Annotated in this window: 11 protein-coding genes; 7 read left to right on the forward strand and 4 right to left on the reverse strand. The window is 72.2% G+C overall.

The window, feature by feature from the left end; translation table 11 throughout:
- From FV234_RS15855 to FV234_RS15865, 3 genes are all read left to right on the forward strand, one after another.
- Positions 1-1,307, forward strand: a 1,307-nt coding sequence (locus tag FV234_RS15855) for an OmpA family protein (RefSeq protein WP_246686213.1), incomplete at its 5' end; no start/stop codon positions are given.
- 888 nt (positions 1,308-2,195) lie between these two features.
- Positions 2,196-3,404 carry an MFS transporter gene (locus FV234_RS15860; RefSeq protein ID WP_147762760.1) on the forward strand — a complete coding sequence of 403 codons (1,209 nt, stop codon included), beginning with the start codon at positions 2,196-2,198 and terminating at the stop codon, positions 3,402-3,404.
- 11 nt (positions 3,405-3,415) lie between these two features.
- Complete coding sequence (locus FV234_RS15865) at positions 3,416-4,189, forward strand: methyltransferase domain-containing protein (protein ID WP_147762761.1); 774 nt, start codon at positions 3,416-3,418, stop codon at positions 4,187-4,189.
- Positions 4,190-4,195: 6 nt separating this feature from the next.
- Here FV234_RS15865 and dgcA read toward each other — a convergent pair whose 3' ends face one another.
- Positions 4,196-5,182 (reverse strand): N-acetyl-D-Glu racemase DgcA, encoded by a 987-nt coding sequence (gene dgcA, locus FV234_RS15870; protein ID WP_147830352.1) that lies wholly within the window; start codon positions 5,180-5,182, stop codon positions 4,196-4,198.
- The gene (gene dgcN / locus FV234_RS15875; protein ID WP_147762763.1) at positions 5,179-6,198 is read right to left on the reverse strand and encodes an N-acetyltransferase DgcN; all 1,020 of its coding nucleotides are present in this window, start codon (positions 6,196-6,198) and stop codon (positions 5,179-5,181) included. The genes dgcA and dgcN overlap by 4 nt, the downstream gene beginning before the upstream one ends.
- A gap of 186 nt (positions 6,199-6,384) precedes the next feature.
- Between dgcN and maiA the strand changes: the two genes are divergently transcribed.
- The 4 genes from maiA to FV234_RS15895 all read left to right on the forward strand — a co-directional run bounded on the left by maiA (position 6,385) and on the right by FV234_RS15895 (position 9,560).
- Positions 6,385-7,032 carry a maleylacetoacetate isomerase gene (gene maiA, locus FV234_RS15880; protein WP_147752812.1) on the forward strand — a complete coding sequence of 216 codons (648 nt, stop codon included), beginning with the start codon at positions 6,385-6,387 and terminating at the stop codon, positions 7,030-7,032.
- Between the two features lie 255 nt (positions 7,033-7,287).
- Positions 7,288-8,619: an NAD(P)/FAD-dependent oxidoreductase gene (locus FV234_RS15885; protein WP_147830353.1), complete on the forward strand. Its 1,332-nt coding sequence runs from the start codon at positions 7,288-7,290 to the stop codon at positions 8,617-8,619.
- 312 nt (positions 8,620-8,931) lie between these two features.
- The gene (locus tag FV234_RS15890; RefSeq protein WP_147762765.1) at positions 8,932-9,246 is read left to right on the forward strand and encodes an EthD family reductase; all 315 of its coding nucleotides are present in this window, start codon (positions 8,932-8,934) and stop codon (positions 9,244-9,246) included.
- Complete coding sequence (locus FV234_RS15895) at positions 9,243-9,560, forward strand: hypothetical protein (protein ID WP_147830355.1); 318 nt, start codon at positions 9,243-9,245, stop codon at positions 9,558-9,560. The genes FV234_RS15890 and FV234_RS15895 overlap by 4 nt, the downstream gene beginning before the upstream one ends.
- Before the next feature lie 373 nt (positions 9,561-9,933).
- Here FV234_RS15895 and FV234_RS15900 read toward each other — a convergent pair whose 3' ends face one another.
- Both FV234_RS15900 and FV234_RS15905 read right to left on the reverse strand, forming a co-directional pair.
- A complete protein-coding gene (locus FV234_RS15900) occupies positions 9,934-13,233 on the reverse strand; it encodes a PAS domain-containing protein (RefSeq protein ID WP_238270252.1) in 3,300 nt (1,099 codons plus the stop codon).
- Positions 13,230-14,537, reverse strand: a complete 1,308-nt coding sequence (locus FV234_RS15905) for an O-antigen ligase family protein (protein WP_147752802.1) — start codon at positions 14,535-14,537, stop codon at positions 13,230-13,232. The genes FV234_RS15900 and FV234_RS15905 overlap by 4 nt, the downstream gene beginning before the upstream one ends.
- Positions 14,538-14,680 lie beyond the last annotated feature (143 nt).

Consider the following 14,680-nt stretch of genomic DNA (forward strand, 5'->3'; position numbering starts at 1 on the left):
CGTCGAATCCGGCCGCGGCGAGGCCCGCGGCTCGGCCGGCGACGCCGCCGGGCGCTGCACCGGGCACGCCGCCCGGCCGCCCCGGCGATCCGGCCGTGGCGCCGAACGCCGCCCCGGGCGTGCCCGGTCGGCCGGTGCAACCGCCGGGCGCGGGCCAGTTCGCCCCCGGCCAAGGCAATCCGGGACAAGGCAATCCGGGGCAAGTGAATCCCGGGCAGGGCCTTCCCGGCCAGCCGAGCCCCGGCCAGCCGGGGCTTCGCGGCTCCGACACGCAGCCGGGCTACGACCCGCGCGGCGTCCCGACGGGACGCGTCGACGACCGCGGCGGCTTCAACCGGCCCGGGCGCCCCGGCTACATCTCCGGCGGCTTCAACACGGATGACGAGGAGGTGCGCGACTACGACCGCGTGCGCCGCGACCGCCGCGAGTTCAACGAGGACGGGCGGACCTACATCCGCGAGCCCGGCCGCATCATCGTGCGCGACCGCGACAACTACTTCATCCGCCACGACGAGAACGAGCGCTTCCGCGACATCGGCGGGCGCGGCTACCGCAGCGAGCGCCGAGGGCCGGAAACCTACACCTACCTCGATCGCCCCGGCGGCGAGCAGATCGTGACGGTGATCGACGACGACGGCCGTATGCTGCGCCGCTCCCGCCGCTTCCGCGACGGCCGGGAGGTCGTGCTGATCGACAACAGCTACGGCGGCGCCCCGCGCCCGATCTACGAGGACGTGGTCGACCTGCCGCCGCCCGACATCCGCATCCCGCGCGAGCGCTACGTGGTGGATTACGGCGCGTCCGACGAGCGCGCCGTCTACGAGGCCCTGTCGGCCCCGCCGGTGGTGGCGATCGACCGGCGCTACACCCTCGACCAGGTCCGCTACAGCCCGCAGCTGCGCGCCCGCATGCGCAGCGTCGACATCGACACGATCAACTTCGACACCGCGTCGTTCACGGTCACCCCCGACCAGGCGGCCCGGCTCTCCACCATCGCGGCGGCGATCAACCAGGCGATCCGCGCCAACCCGCAGGAGGTCTTCCTGATCGAGGGCTACACCGACGCGGTCGGCGCCGACGTCGACAACCTGTCGCTGTCGGACCGCCGGGCGCAATCGGTCGCCACGGTGCTGACGCAGAACTTCCAGGTGCCGCCGGAGAACCTGACGACGCAGGGCTACGGCGAGCAGTACCTGAAGGTGAACACGCAGAGCGCCTCCCGCGAAAACCGCCGCGTCACGGTCCGCCGCATCACCCCGCTGCTGCAGCAGGGCAACGCGGGCGCCGCGGCTCCGCCGCCGCGGTAGCGGCTCGCCCCGTCTGCCGGCGTTCGGATCGCGCGAAGCACGACGCAGCCCCCTCTCCCGTTCGGGAGAGGGTTGGGGTGAGGGGTCAGGTCGAGCCGAAAAGGGGACGGTCCTGACCCTGGCCCTTGCCCGGATGAGCGACCGTAGTCCCACGATGTTCGACGGCTGCAGCCAACGCGCGGGTCCCCCTCGCCCCGCGGGCGGGGAGAGGCCCGGCTGCGCCCCGTCGTGCAGCCGGGGAGCGGAGGCGAAGCCGAAGCGAGGGTGAGGGGGAATCGACGAATGAGCCTCTTCCGTTCGCGCCCCCTCACCTTCGGCTGCCGCCTCGCTTCGCCGACGACGAGGTCGGCAAAGCCCTCTCCCCGCGCGCGGGGCGAGGGGATGCGCGCCCATCGATCCGCCATAGCTGGGATTCGTGAATGCGGTGGCGTCCGGCTGGATGGTGCTGGCGCGAGCGGTCAAGTCCGTCCGGGAAAGGCACGCCCCTCCCCTTGTCCCGCTCTCGATCGGGCAAGGTGATCGTAAAGCGTGATGTGCTCTTCGGACCCCTACGGGCAGCACCGTCGTCATCCCGGGGCCGCGCAGCGGAGCCCGGGCTCCAGAACCGCAGGACGAGCAGGACTTGGCACCGGCGGCGGTTCTGGATTCCGGGCTCGCCTCCGGCGCCCCGGAATGACGGCGTGGCACAATCTGTGATCGGCCTGCCCGAACGCGAAGGGGGAACCCGCGCGGCGTCCTGCCGGATGGCGAGTCCCGTCGCATGCTTCAGGGGAACGCGTCCTCTGCCTGTCACGACGAAGGTCGGTTTTCCGCGCCCCAGCGGTTGACGGTCGCCGCGTCCAGGCGTCAGGCCTGTGTCGCGAGGACGAGGCCGGGACCGGAAAACGCATGAGCGACGGCGTCGAGCTGATCCGATCGGGCACGCCGGCCTTCCGCCGCACGGCGCTCGCGCTGGCGGCAGCCGGCTTCTCCACCTTCGCCGTGCTCTACTGCGTGCAGCCGCTGCTGCCGGTCTACGCCGACGACTTCGGCGTCTCGCCGGCCGAGAGCAGCCTCGCCCTGTCGCTGCCCTGCGGCGTACTCGCGGTAGCGCTGCTGGTCGTCAGCCCGATCTCGGAGGTCCTGGGCCGCAAGCCGGTGATGCTGGCCTCGCTCTTCGCCTCGGCGATCCTGACGATCGTCGCCGCGATGGTGCCGGGCTGGCACGGGTTCCTGGCGCTCCGCGCGCTCACGGGGCTCGCCGCGAGCGGGCTGCCGGCGGTGGCGATGGCCTATCTTGGCGAGGAGATGGACGCGCGCTCGATCGGCCTGTCGATGGGGCTTTTGGTCGGCGGCAACGCGGTGGGCGGGATGTGCGGCCGGCTCATCGCCGGCATCATCGCCGACCACGCCACGTGGCGGCTCGGCGTCGGCACCATCGGCGTGCTGGCGCTGGCGGCCGCCTTCGCGTTCTGGTGGGCGCTGCCGCCGTCCCGCCGCTTCGTCGCCCACCGGATGCGCTGGCGCGAGGTGCCCGGCACCTTCGGCCAGCACTTCCGCGATCCCGGCCTGCCGTGGCTGTTCTCGGAAGCGTTCCTGCTGATGGGCGGCTTCGTGTGCGTCTACAACTACATCGGCTTCCGCCTGCTCGATCCGCCGTTCTCCCTGAGCCAGACCGCGATCGGCGCGATCTTCGTCGTCTACCTGTTCGGCACGCTGAGCTCGACGCTCACCGGCGAGGTCGCGAGCCGGCTCGGGCGACGCAAGGTGCTGTGGCTGGCGATCACGGTGGCGCTCGCCGGCATCCTGATGACCCTGTCCGAGAACCTGTGGCTGGTGGTGCTCGGCATCGTCGTCACCACCATCGGCTTCTTCGGCGCCCACTCGGTGGCGAGCAGCTGGATCGGCCGGCGCGCCCTGCGGGACCGCGCCCAGGCCTCGTCGGTCTACCTGTGCCTGTACTATCTCGGCTCGTCGGTGCTCGGCACGGCCGGCGGCTGGTTCTTCGCCCATTCCGGCTGGACCGGCGTGGTCGCGTTCGTCGGCGTCCTCTACGGTCTGGCGCTCGCCGTCGCGCTCCGGCTCTCGCGCCTCGCGCCGCTCGCGCCCGCCCCCTGAAGGAGGTCGCCATGACAGGCACCCAACGCCGCCACGAAGACCACGTCGCCGACCGGTTCGGCGCGCAGGCCGCGGCCTACGTCGCCAGCGCGGTCCACGCCGCGGGCGCCGACCTCGACCGCATGGCGCGGCGCCTGCACGGGTCGCGCCCGGCCCGCGCCCTCGACCTCGGCTGCGGCGGCGGCCACGTCGCCTTCGCGATCGCGCCGGAAGCCGGCTCGGTCACGGCCCTCGACCTCTCGCCCGACATGCTCGCCGCGGTGGCGGCGGAAGCCGCGCGGCGCGGGCTCTCCAACATCGCGACCGAGGCCGGATCGGCCGAAGCGCTGCCCTTCCCCGATGCGAGCTTCGATGCGGTCACGACCCGGTTCAGCGCGCATCACTGGCGCGACGTCCGCGCCGGACTCTCCGAGGCGCGGCGCGTCGCCAAACCCGGCGCGCCGACGCTGATCGCCGACGTCGTCGCCCCTGACGACGCGCTCCTCGACACCCACCTCCAGGCGGTGGAGCTGCTGCGCGACCCCTCGCACGTGCGCGACTATTCGGTGCCCGAATGGCTGGGGATGCTCACGGATGCCGGCTTCACCGTCGACAAGGTCACCCACGGCCGCCTGCGCATGGACTTTTCCACCTGGATCGCCCGGATGCGGACGCCCGAGCCGCACGTCGCGGCGATCCGCTCGCTCCAGGCCTCGGCCCCGGACGAGGTCGCCCGGCATTTCGGGATCGAACCGGACGGGAGCTTCTGGATCGACACGGTGCTGATCGAGGCGGCGGCGGTGTAGCGCCCTTCACCCCCAGAGTGCGGCCTCCGGCGGGTGGATCGTGCTGCCCTCGAACACCAGCCCCGGCTCGCGGTCGCGCGCCAACAGCAATGGGCCGTCGAGGTCCACGTATTCGGCGTGGTGGACGAGCAGCATCGCGGGTGCCATGGCGAGCGAGGTGCCGACCATGCAGCCGACCATCAGCGCGAGGCCGCGAGCGCGGGCCTCGTGGGCGAGCATCACGGCTTCGGTGAGCCCGCCGGTCTTGTCGAGCTTGATGTTGATCGCGTCGTAGCGCCCCGCGAGGCGGTCGAGGCCGGCGCGGTCGTGCAGGCTCTCGTCGGCGCAGATCGGGATCGGGCGATCGATCGTCGCGAGCAGCCCGTCGTCGTCGGCCGGCAGCGGCTGCTCGATCAGCGTCACACCGGCGGCGAGGCAGGCGGCGAGGTTGGCCTCCAGCGTCTCGGCCCGCCACGCCTCGTTGGCGTCGACGATCAGGCGGCTGTCCGGCGCGCCGCGTCGGACGGCGGCGATCCGCGCGGGGTCGCCCTCGCCGCCGAGCTTCACCTTGAGCAGCGGCCGGGCCGACGCCTTGCGCGCGGCCTCCTCCATGCTTTCGGGCGAGCCGAGGCTCAGCGTGTAGGCGGTGGTGGCCGGGGCCGGCGCCGTCAGGCCCAGAATCTCCCAGGCGGGGCGCCCCTGCGCCTTGGCCTCGAAATCCAGCAGCGCGCAGTCGAGGGCGTTGCGGGCGGCGCCCGGCTTCATCCGCTCCGTCATCTCGGACCGGGTGAGGCCGGCGGCGATCGCGTCGCCCTGGGCCTCGATCGCGGCGGCGACGCTCTCGACGCTCTCGCCGTAGCGCGGATAAGGCACGCACTCGCCCCAGCCGGCGACCCCGCGCTCCGCGTCGGCGATCCGCGCGGTGACGACCACGGCCTCCGTGCGGCTGCCGCGGCTGATCGTGAACGCGCCGGCGATCGGGAAGCGCTCGATGGCGACGGCGAGCCGCCTCACGGCGCGGTCTCCGGGAACTCGGCGATCAGCCGGTCCACGAGCCCGTCGACGCCGAAGCGCACCGGATCGGTGGCGGGCAGGCCGTACTCGGCGCCGAGCTTGTCCAGCAGCGAGCGGGCGGTGTCCTCCTCCAGCGCCTGGGTGTTCACGGCGATGCCGGTGGGGCGGATGCCGGGATTGGTCAGGCTGCCGAGCTGAATCGTCAGGTCGATCACCTGGCGGATCGAGGGCAGCGGGTGCTGCACGCCGCGCATCGTCGTGCGGCTCGGCTCGTGGCAGACCACGAAGGCGTCGGCCTGCGCCCCGTGCAGCAACCCGAGGCTGACGCCGGCGAAGGACGGGTGGTAGAGCGAGCCCTGGCCCTCGATCAGGTCCCAGTGCTTCGGGTCGGCCGCGGGTGCGATCCACTCGACCGCGCCGGAGATGAAGTCGGCCACAACCGCGTCGATGGCGACGCCCCGGCCGGAGATGAACACCCCGGTCTGGCCGGTGGCGCGAAAATCCGCGTCCATGCCGCGGGCGCGCATGCCTTTCTCCAGCGCCAGCACCGTGTACTTCTTGCCGACCGAGCAATCGGTCCCGACCGCGAGCAGGCGGCGGCCCGGGCGCTTGGTGCCCTTGCCGGTGGCGAAGGTCTCGTCGGTGTGGCGCACGTCGTGGAGCGCCCGGCCGCGGCGTGCGGCCGCCTCGGCGATGGCCGGCACCGCGCCGAGCCGCGCATGCAGGCCGCTGGCGACGTCGAACCCGGCCTCCAGGGCGGCGACGATCTCGGCGACCCAGTGCTCGGGCAGCACGCCGCCGGCGTTGGCGACGCCGATCACCATCGTGCGGCAGCCCTTGGCCAGCGCCTCGTCGAGGGTGAGGTCGGGGATGCCGAGGTCGGCCGCGCAGCCCGGCAGCCGGATCTGGCCGATGCACCATTCGGGGCGCCAGTCGACGATGCCGTAGGCGGTCTTGGCGGCGAGCCGATCGGGCACGTCGCCGAGGAACATCAGATAGGGCGTCTCGATCTGCATCGGCCGTCATCCCTTCGCGCGCGCTGCCGCGGGTCCGGCTTCCTATCGCGGGATCGCGCGTGCGGGGCAATGCACGATCACGGCCAAAGCCCCGTTCGCCGACGGCTTGCCCCCGCCTCGCCCTTGCGAAGGACGCCGTTGTGCGATGTGGTCCCGTGCGAAACGGATGTGGGGCCAGTGGGCATGATGAAAATGTACGGTAACTGGCGCTCGGCCGCCGCCTTCCGGGTGCGGATCGCGCTGAAGCTGAAGGGGCTCGCCTACGAGGAGACCTTCATCGACCTGGACGCGGGCGACCAGCACGCGCCGGAATTCCGCAAGATCAACCCGCAGGGCGCGGTGCCGGCCCTGTTCGACGGCGACGGGCCGCCGCTGACGCAGTCGCTCGCGATCCTCGACTACCTGGAGGAGACCAAGGGCGGCGTCCCCCTGCTGCCGGCCGATCCGCGCGAGCGGGCGCGGGCCCGTTCGTTGGCGCAGCTCGTCGCCTGCGACACCCATCCGCTCTACGTGCCGCGGGTGCGCAATTACCTGATGGAGGCCTACGACCTTCCGAAGGAGCGGATGATGGGCTTCGTCCGCCACGCCTTCGAGACCGGGCTGAAGACCCTCGAGACCCGGCTCTCGACGGAGGACGGCACCGGCCGGTTCAGCCAGGGCGACGCGGTGAGCCATGCCGACCTCTGCCTCGTCAGCCTTTGGGTCGGCACCGCGATCTTCGGGGTCGAGACCGCGCCCTACCCCACCGTGGCGCGCATCGCCGAGACCTGCCTGGCGCTGCCGGCCTTCGCCGAGGCCCATCCCAAGCGCCAGCCCGGCGCGCCGGCGGCCTGAGGCCGCCGCACGCTCGAGGCCGCTCTCGGGTGGAGGCCGCTCTCGGGTGGAGGCCACTCTCGGGTTGAGGCCACTCTCGGGTTGAGGTCCCGCCAAAAATTTTTGATCGCCGCGGCCGGATTACGGCCATCCTCGCATGGTTTAGACCGGTTCCGAGATACCCTGCCCGGGCGGGCGGCACGGTCGGTGCCTGCGCACGGGGGCACCGGGGGCGATGAGGCGGCGCCGGCCGCACCGAGGAGCGACGAGACAGGCATGGTACCGGGCGAGAACGAACAGGGCCTCCACCGCATCGTCGTGGTCGGCGGCGGCGCGGCCGGCCTGCAGCTGGCGACGAAGCTCGGCGACAAGTTCGGGCGCAGCAAGGACGTCCACGTCACCCTCGTCGACCGCGCCCGCACCCACATCTGGAAGCCGCTGCTGCACGAGGTCGCCGCCGGCAGCCTCGACGTCGGCCACCACGCGGTCGACTACCTGCACCACGCGCACCAGCACCATTTCCGCTACCGCATCGGCGAGATGACCGGGCTCGACCGGACCGCGCGCACGATCCAGCTCGCGGCGAGCCACGACGCGGAAGGCCGCGAGATCACGCCGGTTCGCGCGGTCGGCTACGACACGCTGGTCATGGCGGTGGGCTCGACCACCAACGATTTCGGCACGCCTGGCGTGAAGGACCACGCCATCGCGCTGGACACCCAGGATCAGGCGGTGCGCTTCCACCAGCGGCTCGTGAACGGAATGCTGCGGGCCCACACCCAGGTCGGTCCGGTGCGGCCGGGCCAGCTCCACGTCACGGTGATCGGCGCCGGCGCCACCGGCACCGAGCTCGCGGCCGAGTTGCACCGCACCGTCCGCGACGTGGTCTCCACCGGCATGGACCGGATCGATCCGGCCAAGGACCTGAAGATCACCCTGGTCGAGGCGGCCGACCGCATCCTGCCGGCGGTGCCGCCGCGGCTCTCGTCCGAGGTGATGGCGCTGCTCGCCAAGATCGGCGTCGAGGTCCGCGTCCAGGCCCGCGTCACCGAGGTGCGCGCCGACGGCGTTGCGCTGGCCGACGGCTCGTTCATCCCGTCCGAGCTCGTGGTCTGGGCGGCCGGCGTGAAGGCGCCGCCGTTCCTGCAGGGCATCGGCGGCCTGGAGACCACCCGCACCAACCAGCTCGTGGTGACGCCGACGCTGCAGACCACCCACGACCCCGACATCTTCGCGATCGGCGACTGCGCCTACCTCGTCGAGGCCGGCTCCGACCGCCCGGTGCCGCCCCGCGCCCAGGCGGCGCACCAGCAGGCGTCGCACCTGATCAAGCAGATCCCGGCTCGCATCGCCGGGAAGCCGCTGAAGCCGTTCAAGTACCGCGACTTCGGCTCGCTGGTCTCGCTCGGCGAATACTCGACGGTGGGCAGCCTGATGGGCTTCATCCGCGGCAAGAACATGCTCATCGCCGGGCTGTTCGCGCGGATGATGTACCGCTCGCTCTACAAGATGCACGAGCAGGCGCTCCACGGCACGATGAAGACGGCGCTCGACGCCGCCGCCCGCGCGCTCACCCGCCGCACCGAGGCGCGGGTGAAGCTGCACTGAGGGGGCAATCACGCCACTTCATAGGGCACCCCGAACGGATCGTGCGAAGCGCCACGCGGCCCCCTCTCCCGTTCGGGAGAGGGCTGGGGTGAGGGGTGCGTCCTCTCCGGACAATCCTCGCCCCTCACCCTGGCCCTCTCCCGAACGCGAGAGGGGACCCGCGCTTCACCTGCACCACGGGTGGATGTGACGACCTGTGCGGGAGAGAGGTCGGCGCACCAGGACCGCCCCCCGTTGCCAGCCCCGGCATTCGGTGGTTCCGTGCCGCCGCCGCGCGCGTTCAGACGTGCCGCCAGGGAGAGTTCGTCAGCCATGATCCTCGTCAGCGTGATGTATCCGGCCGGTCCCCGGTTCGACATGGACTACTATCTCGGCCACCACATGCCGCTGGTGCGCGAGCGCTGGTCGCCGATGGGCCTGCATGAGGCCAAGGTCGTGCGCGGCGTCGGTACGCCGGACGGCAAGCCGGCCCCGTTCCAGGTGATGGCGCTGCTGACCTGGGACTCCGCCGACGCCTTCGCCAAGGCCGCCGCCCAGCACGGCCCCGAGATCTTCGGCGACATCCCGAAGTTCACCGACGCCGAGGCCGCGGTGCAGATCAACGAGCTGCCGGAGGCATCCGCGTGATCGACATCGTCCAGGCGATCCAGGCCGCCGATCCGAGCCTCGGCACCAGGGTCATCGTGCTGCGCTCGGATTCCCGGGCGCTGGCGAGCCCGGAGGCGCTGGTGCCCGAGGCCGAGGCCTGGCTCGCCGAGAACGCGCCAGGCGCCCGGCTGCTGCGCAAGTCGATCCTGCTCGCCCCCTATCCCGGCGGCATGCCGGCCGAGCGCACGGTGACGGTGATGGCGTTCGCGGAGGCCCAGCACCTGGCCGCCTTCGCCACCGCCTGGACGGCCGACCCGGAGCCGGAGGACGACGAGGCCGCGCCGGAGGGCTGAAGGCCCGGGAGCGCCCCGCCCTCCCGCCATGAGGGCCACCGTACTCACACGATTCGGGACGGCCGCGGATCACTCGCGGGCTCCCCTCGCCCCGCGCGCGGGGAGAGGCCCGGCTGCACCTCGTCGTACAGCCGGGGAGCGCAGGCGAAGCCGAAGCGACGGTGAGGGGGCGCGAGCGGAGGAGGCTCCTCCGGCTCGGCCCCCTCACCCTCGGCTGCCGCCTCGCTTCGGCGACGACGAGGTCGCCGAAGCCCTCTCCCCGCAGGCGGGGCGAGGGGATGCGCACACAGCGAACCGCCGGCAGGGATGCCGGAATTCAGTCATTTCGCATCGGACGGATGACACTTCCCCTCACGCCGCCTTAAGCTTGCCCTCACGCCGCCTTGAGCTTGTGGATCGTGCCGAGCACCTCGGCGCGCTGGACCTCGAGGCGGTGGATGAGCGGGCGTAGGTCCGCGTCGCCGTGGGCGGCGGATTCGATCTCGCGGCAGAGGCGCGAGAGGCGGGTGAAGCCGAGCATGCCGGCGGCCGAGACCAGGGCGTGCGCGTCGTGGGCGACCTGGACCCGGTCGGCCTCGGAGCGGAAGCGGTCGCGCAGCTCAGCCCCCATCAGGTCGAGGAGCGCCGCCACTCGCTCGGCCCCGAACCCGTCCTTCAGGGCGCCGAACACCGCTCCGTCGAGCACGGTGTTGGAGCCGTCCGTCGCGGCGGAGGCCGGCGCCGGGCGGGCCTCGCGCTGCGGGCCGGTCCAGCGCGCGATGGTGGCGTAGAGGTCGGCGCGGCGGAACGGCTTGCCGACGTGGTCGTCCATGCCGGCCGCGTGCAGGTCGTCGATCTGCTTCGGGAGCACGTTGGCGGTCATCGCGACGATCGGAATCTCGCAGGCCGGCGGCGGCAGCGCGCGGATGTGGCGGGTCGCGGTGAGGCCGTCCATCACCGGCATCTGCACGTCCATCAGGACGAGGTCGTAGCCCCGCCCCCGCGTCAGCGCCGCCTCGACGGCGGCCACCGCCGCCGCGCCGTCCTCGACCACGTCGACGACGTAACCCTGCGCCTCGAGCACCGCGCAGGCGAGCTCCTGGTTGAGCGGAACGTCCTCGGCCAGGAGCAGGCGCACGGGGCCCCCGGCCCTATCCGCGGCGGCCACCGCGGACGGCACCGCCGCGGGGACGGTCTCCTCGCCCGGCGGCAGCGTCAGGGTGAACCAGAAGGTCGAGCCGGCGCCCTCGCGGCTCACCACGCCGATCTCGCCGCCCATCAGCGACAGCAGGTGGCGGCAGATGACGAGGCCGAGGCCGGTGCCGCCGAAGCGGCGGCTGATCGAGCCGTCGACCTGGCTGAAGCGTTTGAACAGCCGGTCCTGCTGCGCCGGGTCGATGCCGATGCCGGTATCGGTGACCTCGAAGCGCAGGTCGTAGCCGCGCGCGCCCGTGCCCTCGCGCGAGACCGCGAGGGTCACCGAGCCGTGGGGCGTAAACTTCACGGCGTTGTTCAGGAGGTTCAGCAGCACCTGGCGCAGGCGGCTCGCGTCGCCGTGGACGAAGGCGGGCAGGTCCGGGTCGATCCGGGTCTCGATCCGCAGGTCGCTCTTCCGGGCGCCGCCCCGGACGATCGAGACGGTGTTGTCGATCACCGAGACCAGCGGGAACGAGACCGGGTCGAGGGTGAGCTGCCCGGCCTCGATCTTGGAAAAGTCGAGGATGTCGTTGACGACGGTCAGGAGCGCGGCGCCCGAGCCCTGGATCAGCTCCAGCCGGTGCCGGTCCTCCGGCCGCAGATGGGTCTCGTCGAGGAGCATGTCGGCGTAGCCGAGGATGCCGTTCAGCGGCGTCCTGATCTCGTGGCTCATCGCCGCGAGGAAGTCGCTCTTGGCCTCGCTCGCCCGCTCGGCCTCGGCGCGCGCCGCCTGCGCCTCGGCGGTGATCGCGCGCAGCGCCGCCTCCGCGGACTTCCGCTCCGTGACGTCGATGTGGAGGCCGACCATGTGGCTGGGCCTGCCGTCCGGACCGAACAGCGGCCGGCCGCGGGCGTAGACCCAGCGCGGCCCGACCCGGAACTCGGCGGTGTAGGTCGAGCGGGTCTCGATCGCGTGGCGAATCGCGTCCCAGACCTCGCCGACCTGCTCGGGGTCGACCAGGGCGGTCCACGCGGCCGTGGTGACGGCGCGCGGATCGCCGTCCTCGGGCAGCCCGTGGATGCGCAGGCTCTCGGGCGAGAGCCGGCACATGCCCGTCTGCATGTCCCAATCCCAGGTTCCGGCGTCGGCCGCCTCCAGCGCGATGCGGAGGAGGCCGCGGGCGTCCTGCTCGGCCATCCGCGCGGCGACGATCTCGTCGATGTCCAGCGCCGTGCCGAGCCATTCGATCACGGTGCCGTCGTCCATCAAGGGGACCGGCGTCATCGACATCTTGTGCCAACGGTAGGCGCCGTCGGCGCGGCGCAGGCGCCACTCGCCGGCATAGGTGGTCTCGCCCGCCTGGGCTGCCCGCCACGCCGCCGCCATGGCCGGGGCGTCGTCGGGATGGTTGCAGCCCACGCGCGCGGCGCGGCCCGAGCCGATCGGCCCGTAATAGGCGTGGAACTGGGGGTTGGCGTAGGTGATCTCGCCGTCGCCCGGGCGCATCGTCCAGACCAGCAGCGGCAGGGTGTCGGCAAGCCCGCGATAGCGGCTCTCGCTGCGGTGGACGTCGGCCTCGGCCCGGCGCCGGTCGGTGACGTCGATCATGACGCCGAACAGGGCGGTGGTCGCGCCGGACGCGTCGGTCTCGCAGGTGCCGCGCACCAGGACGTCGCGCTCGGTGCCGTCCGGTCGCAGGATGCGGGCATCGAAGTCGAAGTTCTGAGCCCCCGCGATCGCGCCGCCCACGGCGGCCACCAGACGCTCCCGGTCGTCCGGGTGGTAGACCTCGGCAAAGGACGAGAGGTGCGGCGGAGGGTTGGCGGGGTCGCGGCCGGCGATCTCGTAGAGGCCGACCGACCAGACCGGCTGGCCGTCTGCCAGGGCGACGCGCCAGTTGCCGACGTGGGCGAGCTGCTCGGCCATGGTCAGCAGGTGGTTGGCGCTGGCGAGCGAGGCGGAGCGCGCCGCGATCTCGTCGGCCTGACGCTCCAACTGCGTCTCGTGCGCGCTCCGCAGGACCATCTCGCGCCCGAGCGCCGTGTTCGCCTCCGACAGGCGCAGGTGCGCGACCACGATCTCGGCGAGCCCCTGCAGCGCCGCGGCGTCCTCGTCCGAGAAGTCACGCAGCCGCGAATCGACGAGGCACAGGGTGCCGACGCGGATGCCGGGGGCGAGGATGAGCGGCGTGCCGGCGTAGAACCGGATGCTGCCCTCCCGGCCGTCCACGAGCGGGCTGCCCCGATAGCGTGGGTCGCGCCGCGCGTCCGGCACGACGTGCACCGCGTCCGACTGGATGGTGGCGTTGCAGAAGCTCTCCTGCCGGGGCATCTCGCCGGGGACCACCACGCACGGCGTCTTCAGCCATTGCCGGTCGGCGTCGATGAAGCCGACGAAGGCGGTCTCGACGTCGAACAGGCGGCGGGCGGTACGGCACACCGCCTCGAAATGGGCCTCCTGCGGCGTGTCGAGGATGCCGAGGGCGTGCAGGACCGCGACGCGCTCGGCTTCGCGCCCCGCGTCCGCCACGTCCCCAAGCCCCTCTGTGCTGCTCACGATCGCGCGCCCCCTGCCGGCATCCCCTCGGGGCGCCGGCCCATGACCTCATCCGGTTCGCGCGCCCCCGCGGCGGCCCAGCGCCGGCGCGCCGCCTCCAGCGCCCACACCATGCCGAGCATCATGTAGACGTGTCGCCACTTCTCGATATCGATCTGCAGCGCCTGAAGGAAGAACATCAGCAGGGCCGGCCAGATCACCTGCGCGTGGGCGCGGAACGGCGAGGCCCGCGCCAGCAGCCGGAACCCGACGAAGCCCGTGGCCGCCACGATCGCCAGGAACACGGCGCCGCCGAGCCAGCCGCCGTTGGCGAAGCTGCCGATGTAGGAGTTGTGCGGCTCCAGCCCGAAGGTCAGGCGCCAGTGCATCGGCCCCATCCCGAGCGGGCGCTCCAGCAGCATCTCCATCCCGCGCAGCTGGTTGCCGAAGCGGCCGGTCTCGCCCTCGTCGTAGTCCTGGCTCACCGCCGCGCGGGTGGCGAACATCTTCTGGACGCTGTCGACCGAGAGCAAGGCCGCCATCGCGACGGCGCCGAGCGCCAGGGTCGCCAGGCTGAGGAGCACGATGCGGCGGCGCAGGCGCGCGGAGCCGCAGGAGGCGTAGACCGAGCCGATCATCAGGAGCGCGGCGACGACGGTACCGCCCCAGGAGCCGCGCGAGAACGACAGGAAGATCCCGACGAGGATGATCAGCAGGCCGGCGAGCGAGAGCACCGGGCGGCGGCTCGTCGCGGTGATGAGCCCGTGCATCAGGTAGAGGGCGCCCAGCGTCAGGAACGAGCCGAACACGTTCGGGTCCTGGAAGGTGCCCGAGGCGCGGTCGTACTTGTAGAACAGGTCCTCGATCCCGAGCCATTGCAGGTAGCCGACGATGCCGAGCACCGCCGAGAACACGCAGCTCGCGGTGTAGGCCTTCAGCGCCAGCTCGACCCGTGCCCGGGTGTCGTCGGAAAAGAACATCACGAAGAACACGCACGTCACCGAGAGGTAGACGAGCTGGATCGTCCAGGTGACCGGAAACTCCTCGTCGAGGAAGGGCAGCAGCCCGACGACGATGGCGCCGAGATAGAGCAGCAGCAGCAGGACCAGCGGGACCGCGCCGCGATGCAGGCGGATGCCGAGGCAGGCCCAGAGCAGGATCGTCGGGATCGCGATGACGTCGTAGGGCGAGGTCTCGGAGAAGGCGAAGCAGGCGAAGAACACGAAGGCCGCGAACAGCGCGCGGGCGAAACCATGGATCACCCGGATCAGCGGGACCCGGTCCGCATACGGCAGGACGAAGCCCGGAACGGCGGTGCTGGCCATGGCTCACGCGGACTCCGCGGGCCTGGAACGCGGGCCCGCACGACGTTCGGCCCTTCATGATCCGGAAAGGTTGAGATTCGGCTGACAAGCCCTCGCTGCCATTCGATGCCGCGATACCGGCCCGCGGGCCGCATCGTCGCCGT

The sequence above is a fragment of the Methylobacterium sp. WL8 genome (genome assembly GCF_008040045.1).
Lineage (GTDB): Bacteria > Pseudomonadota > Alphaproteobacteria > Rhizobiales > Beijerinckiaceae > Methylobacterium > Methylobacterium cerastii.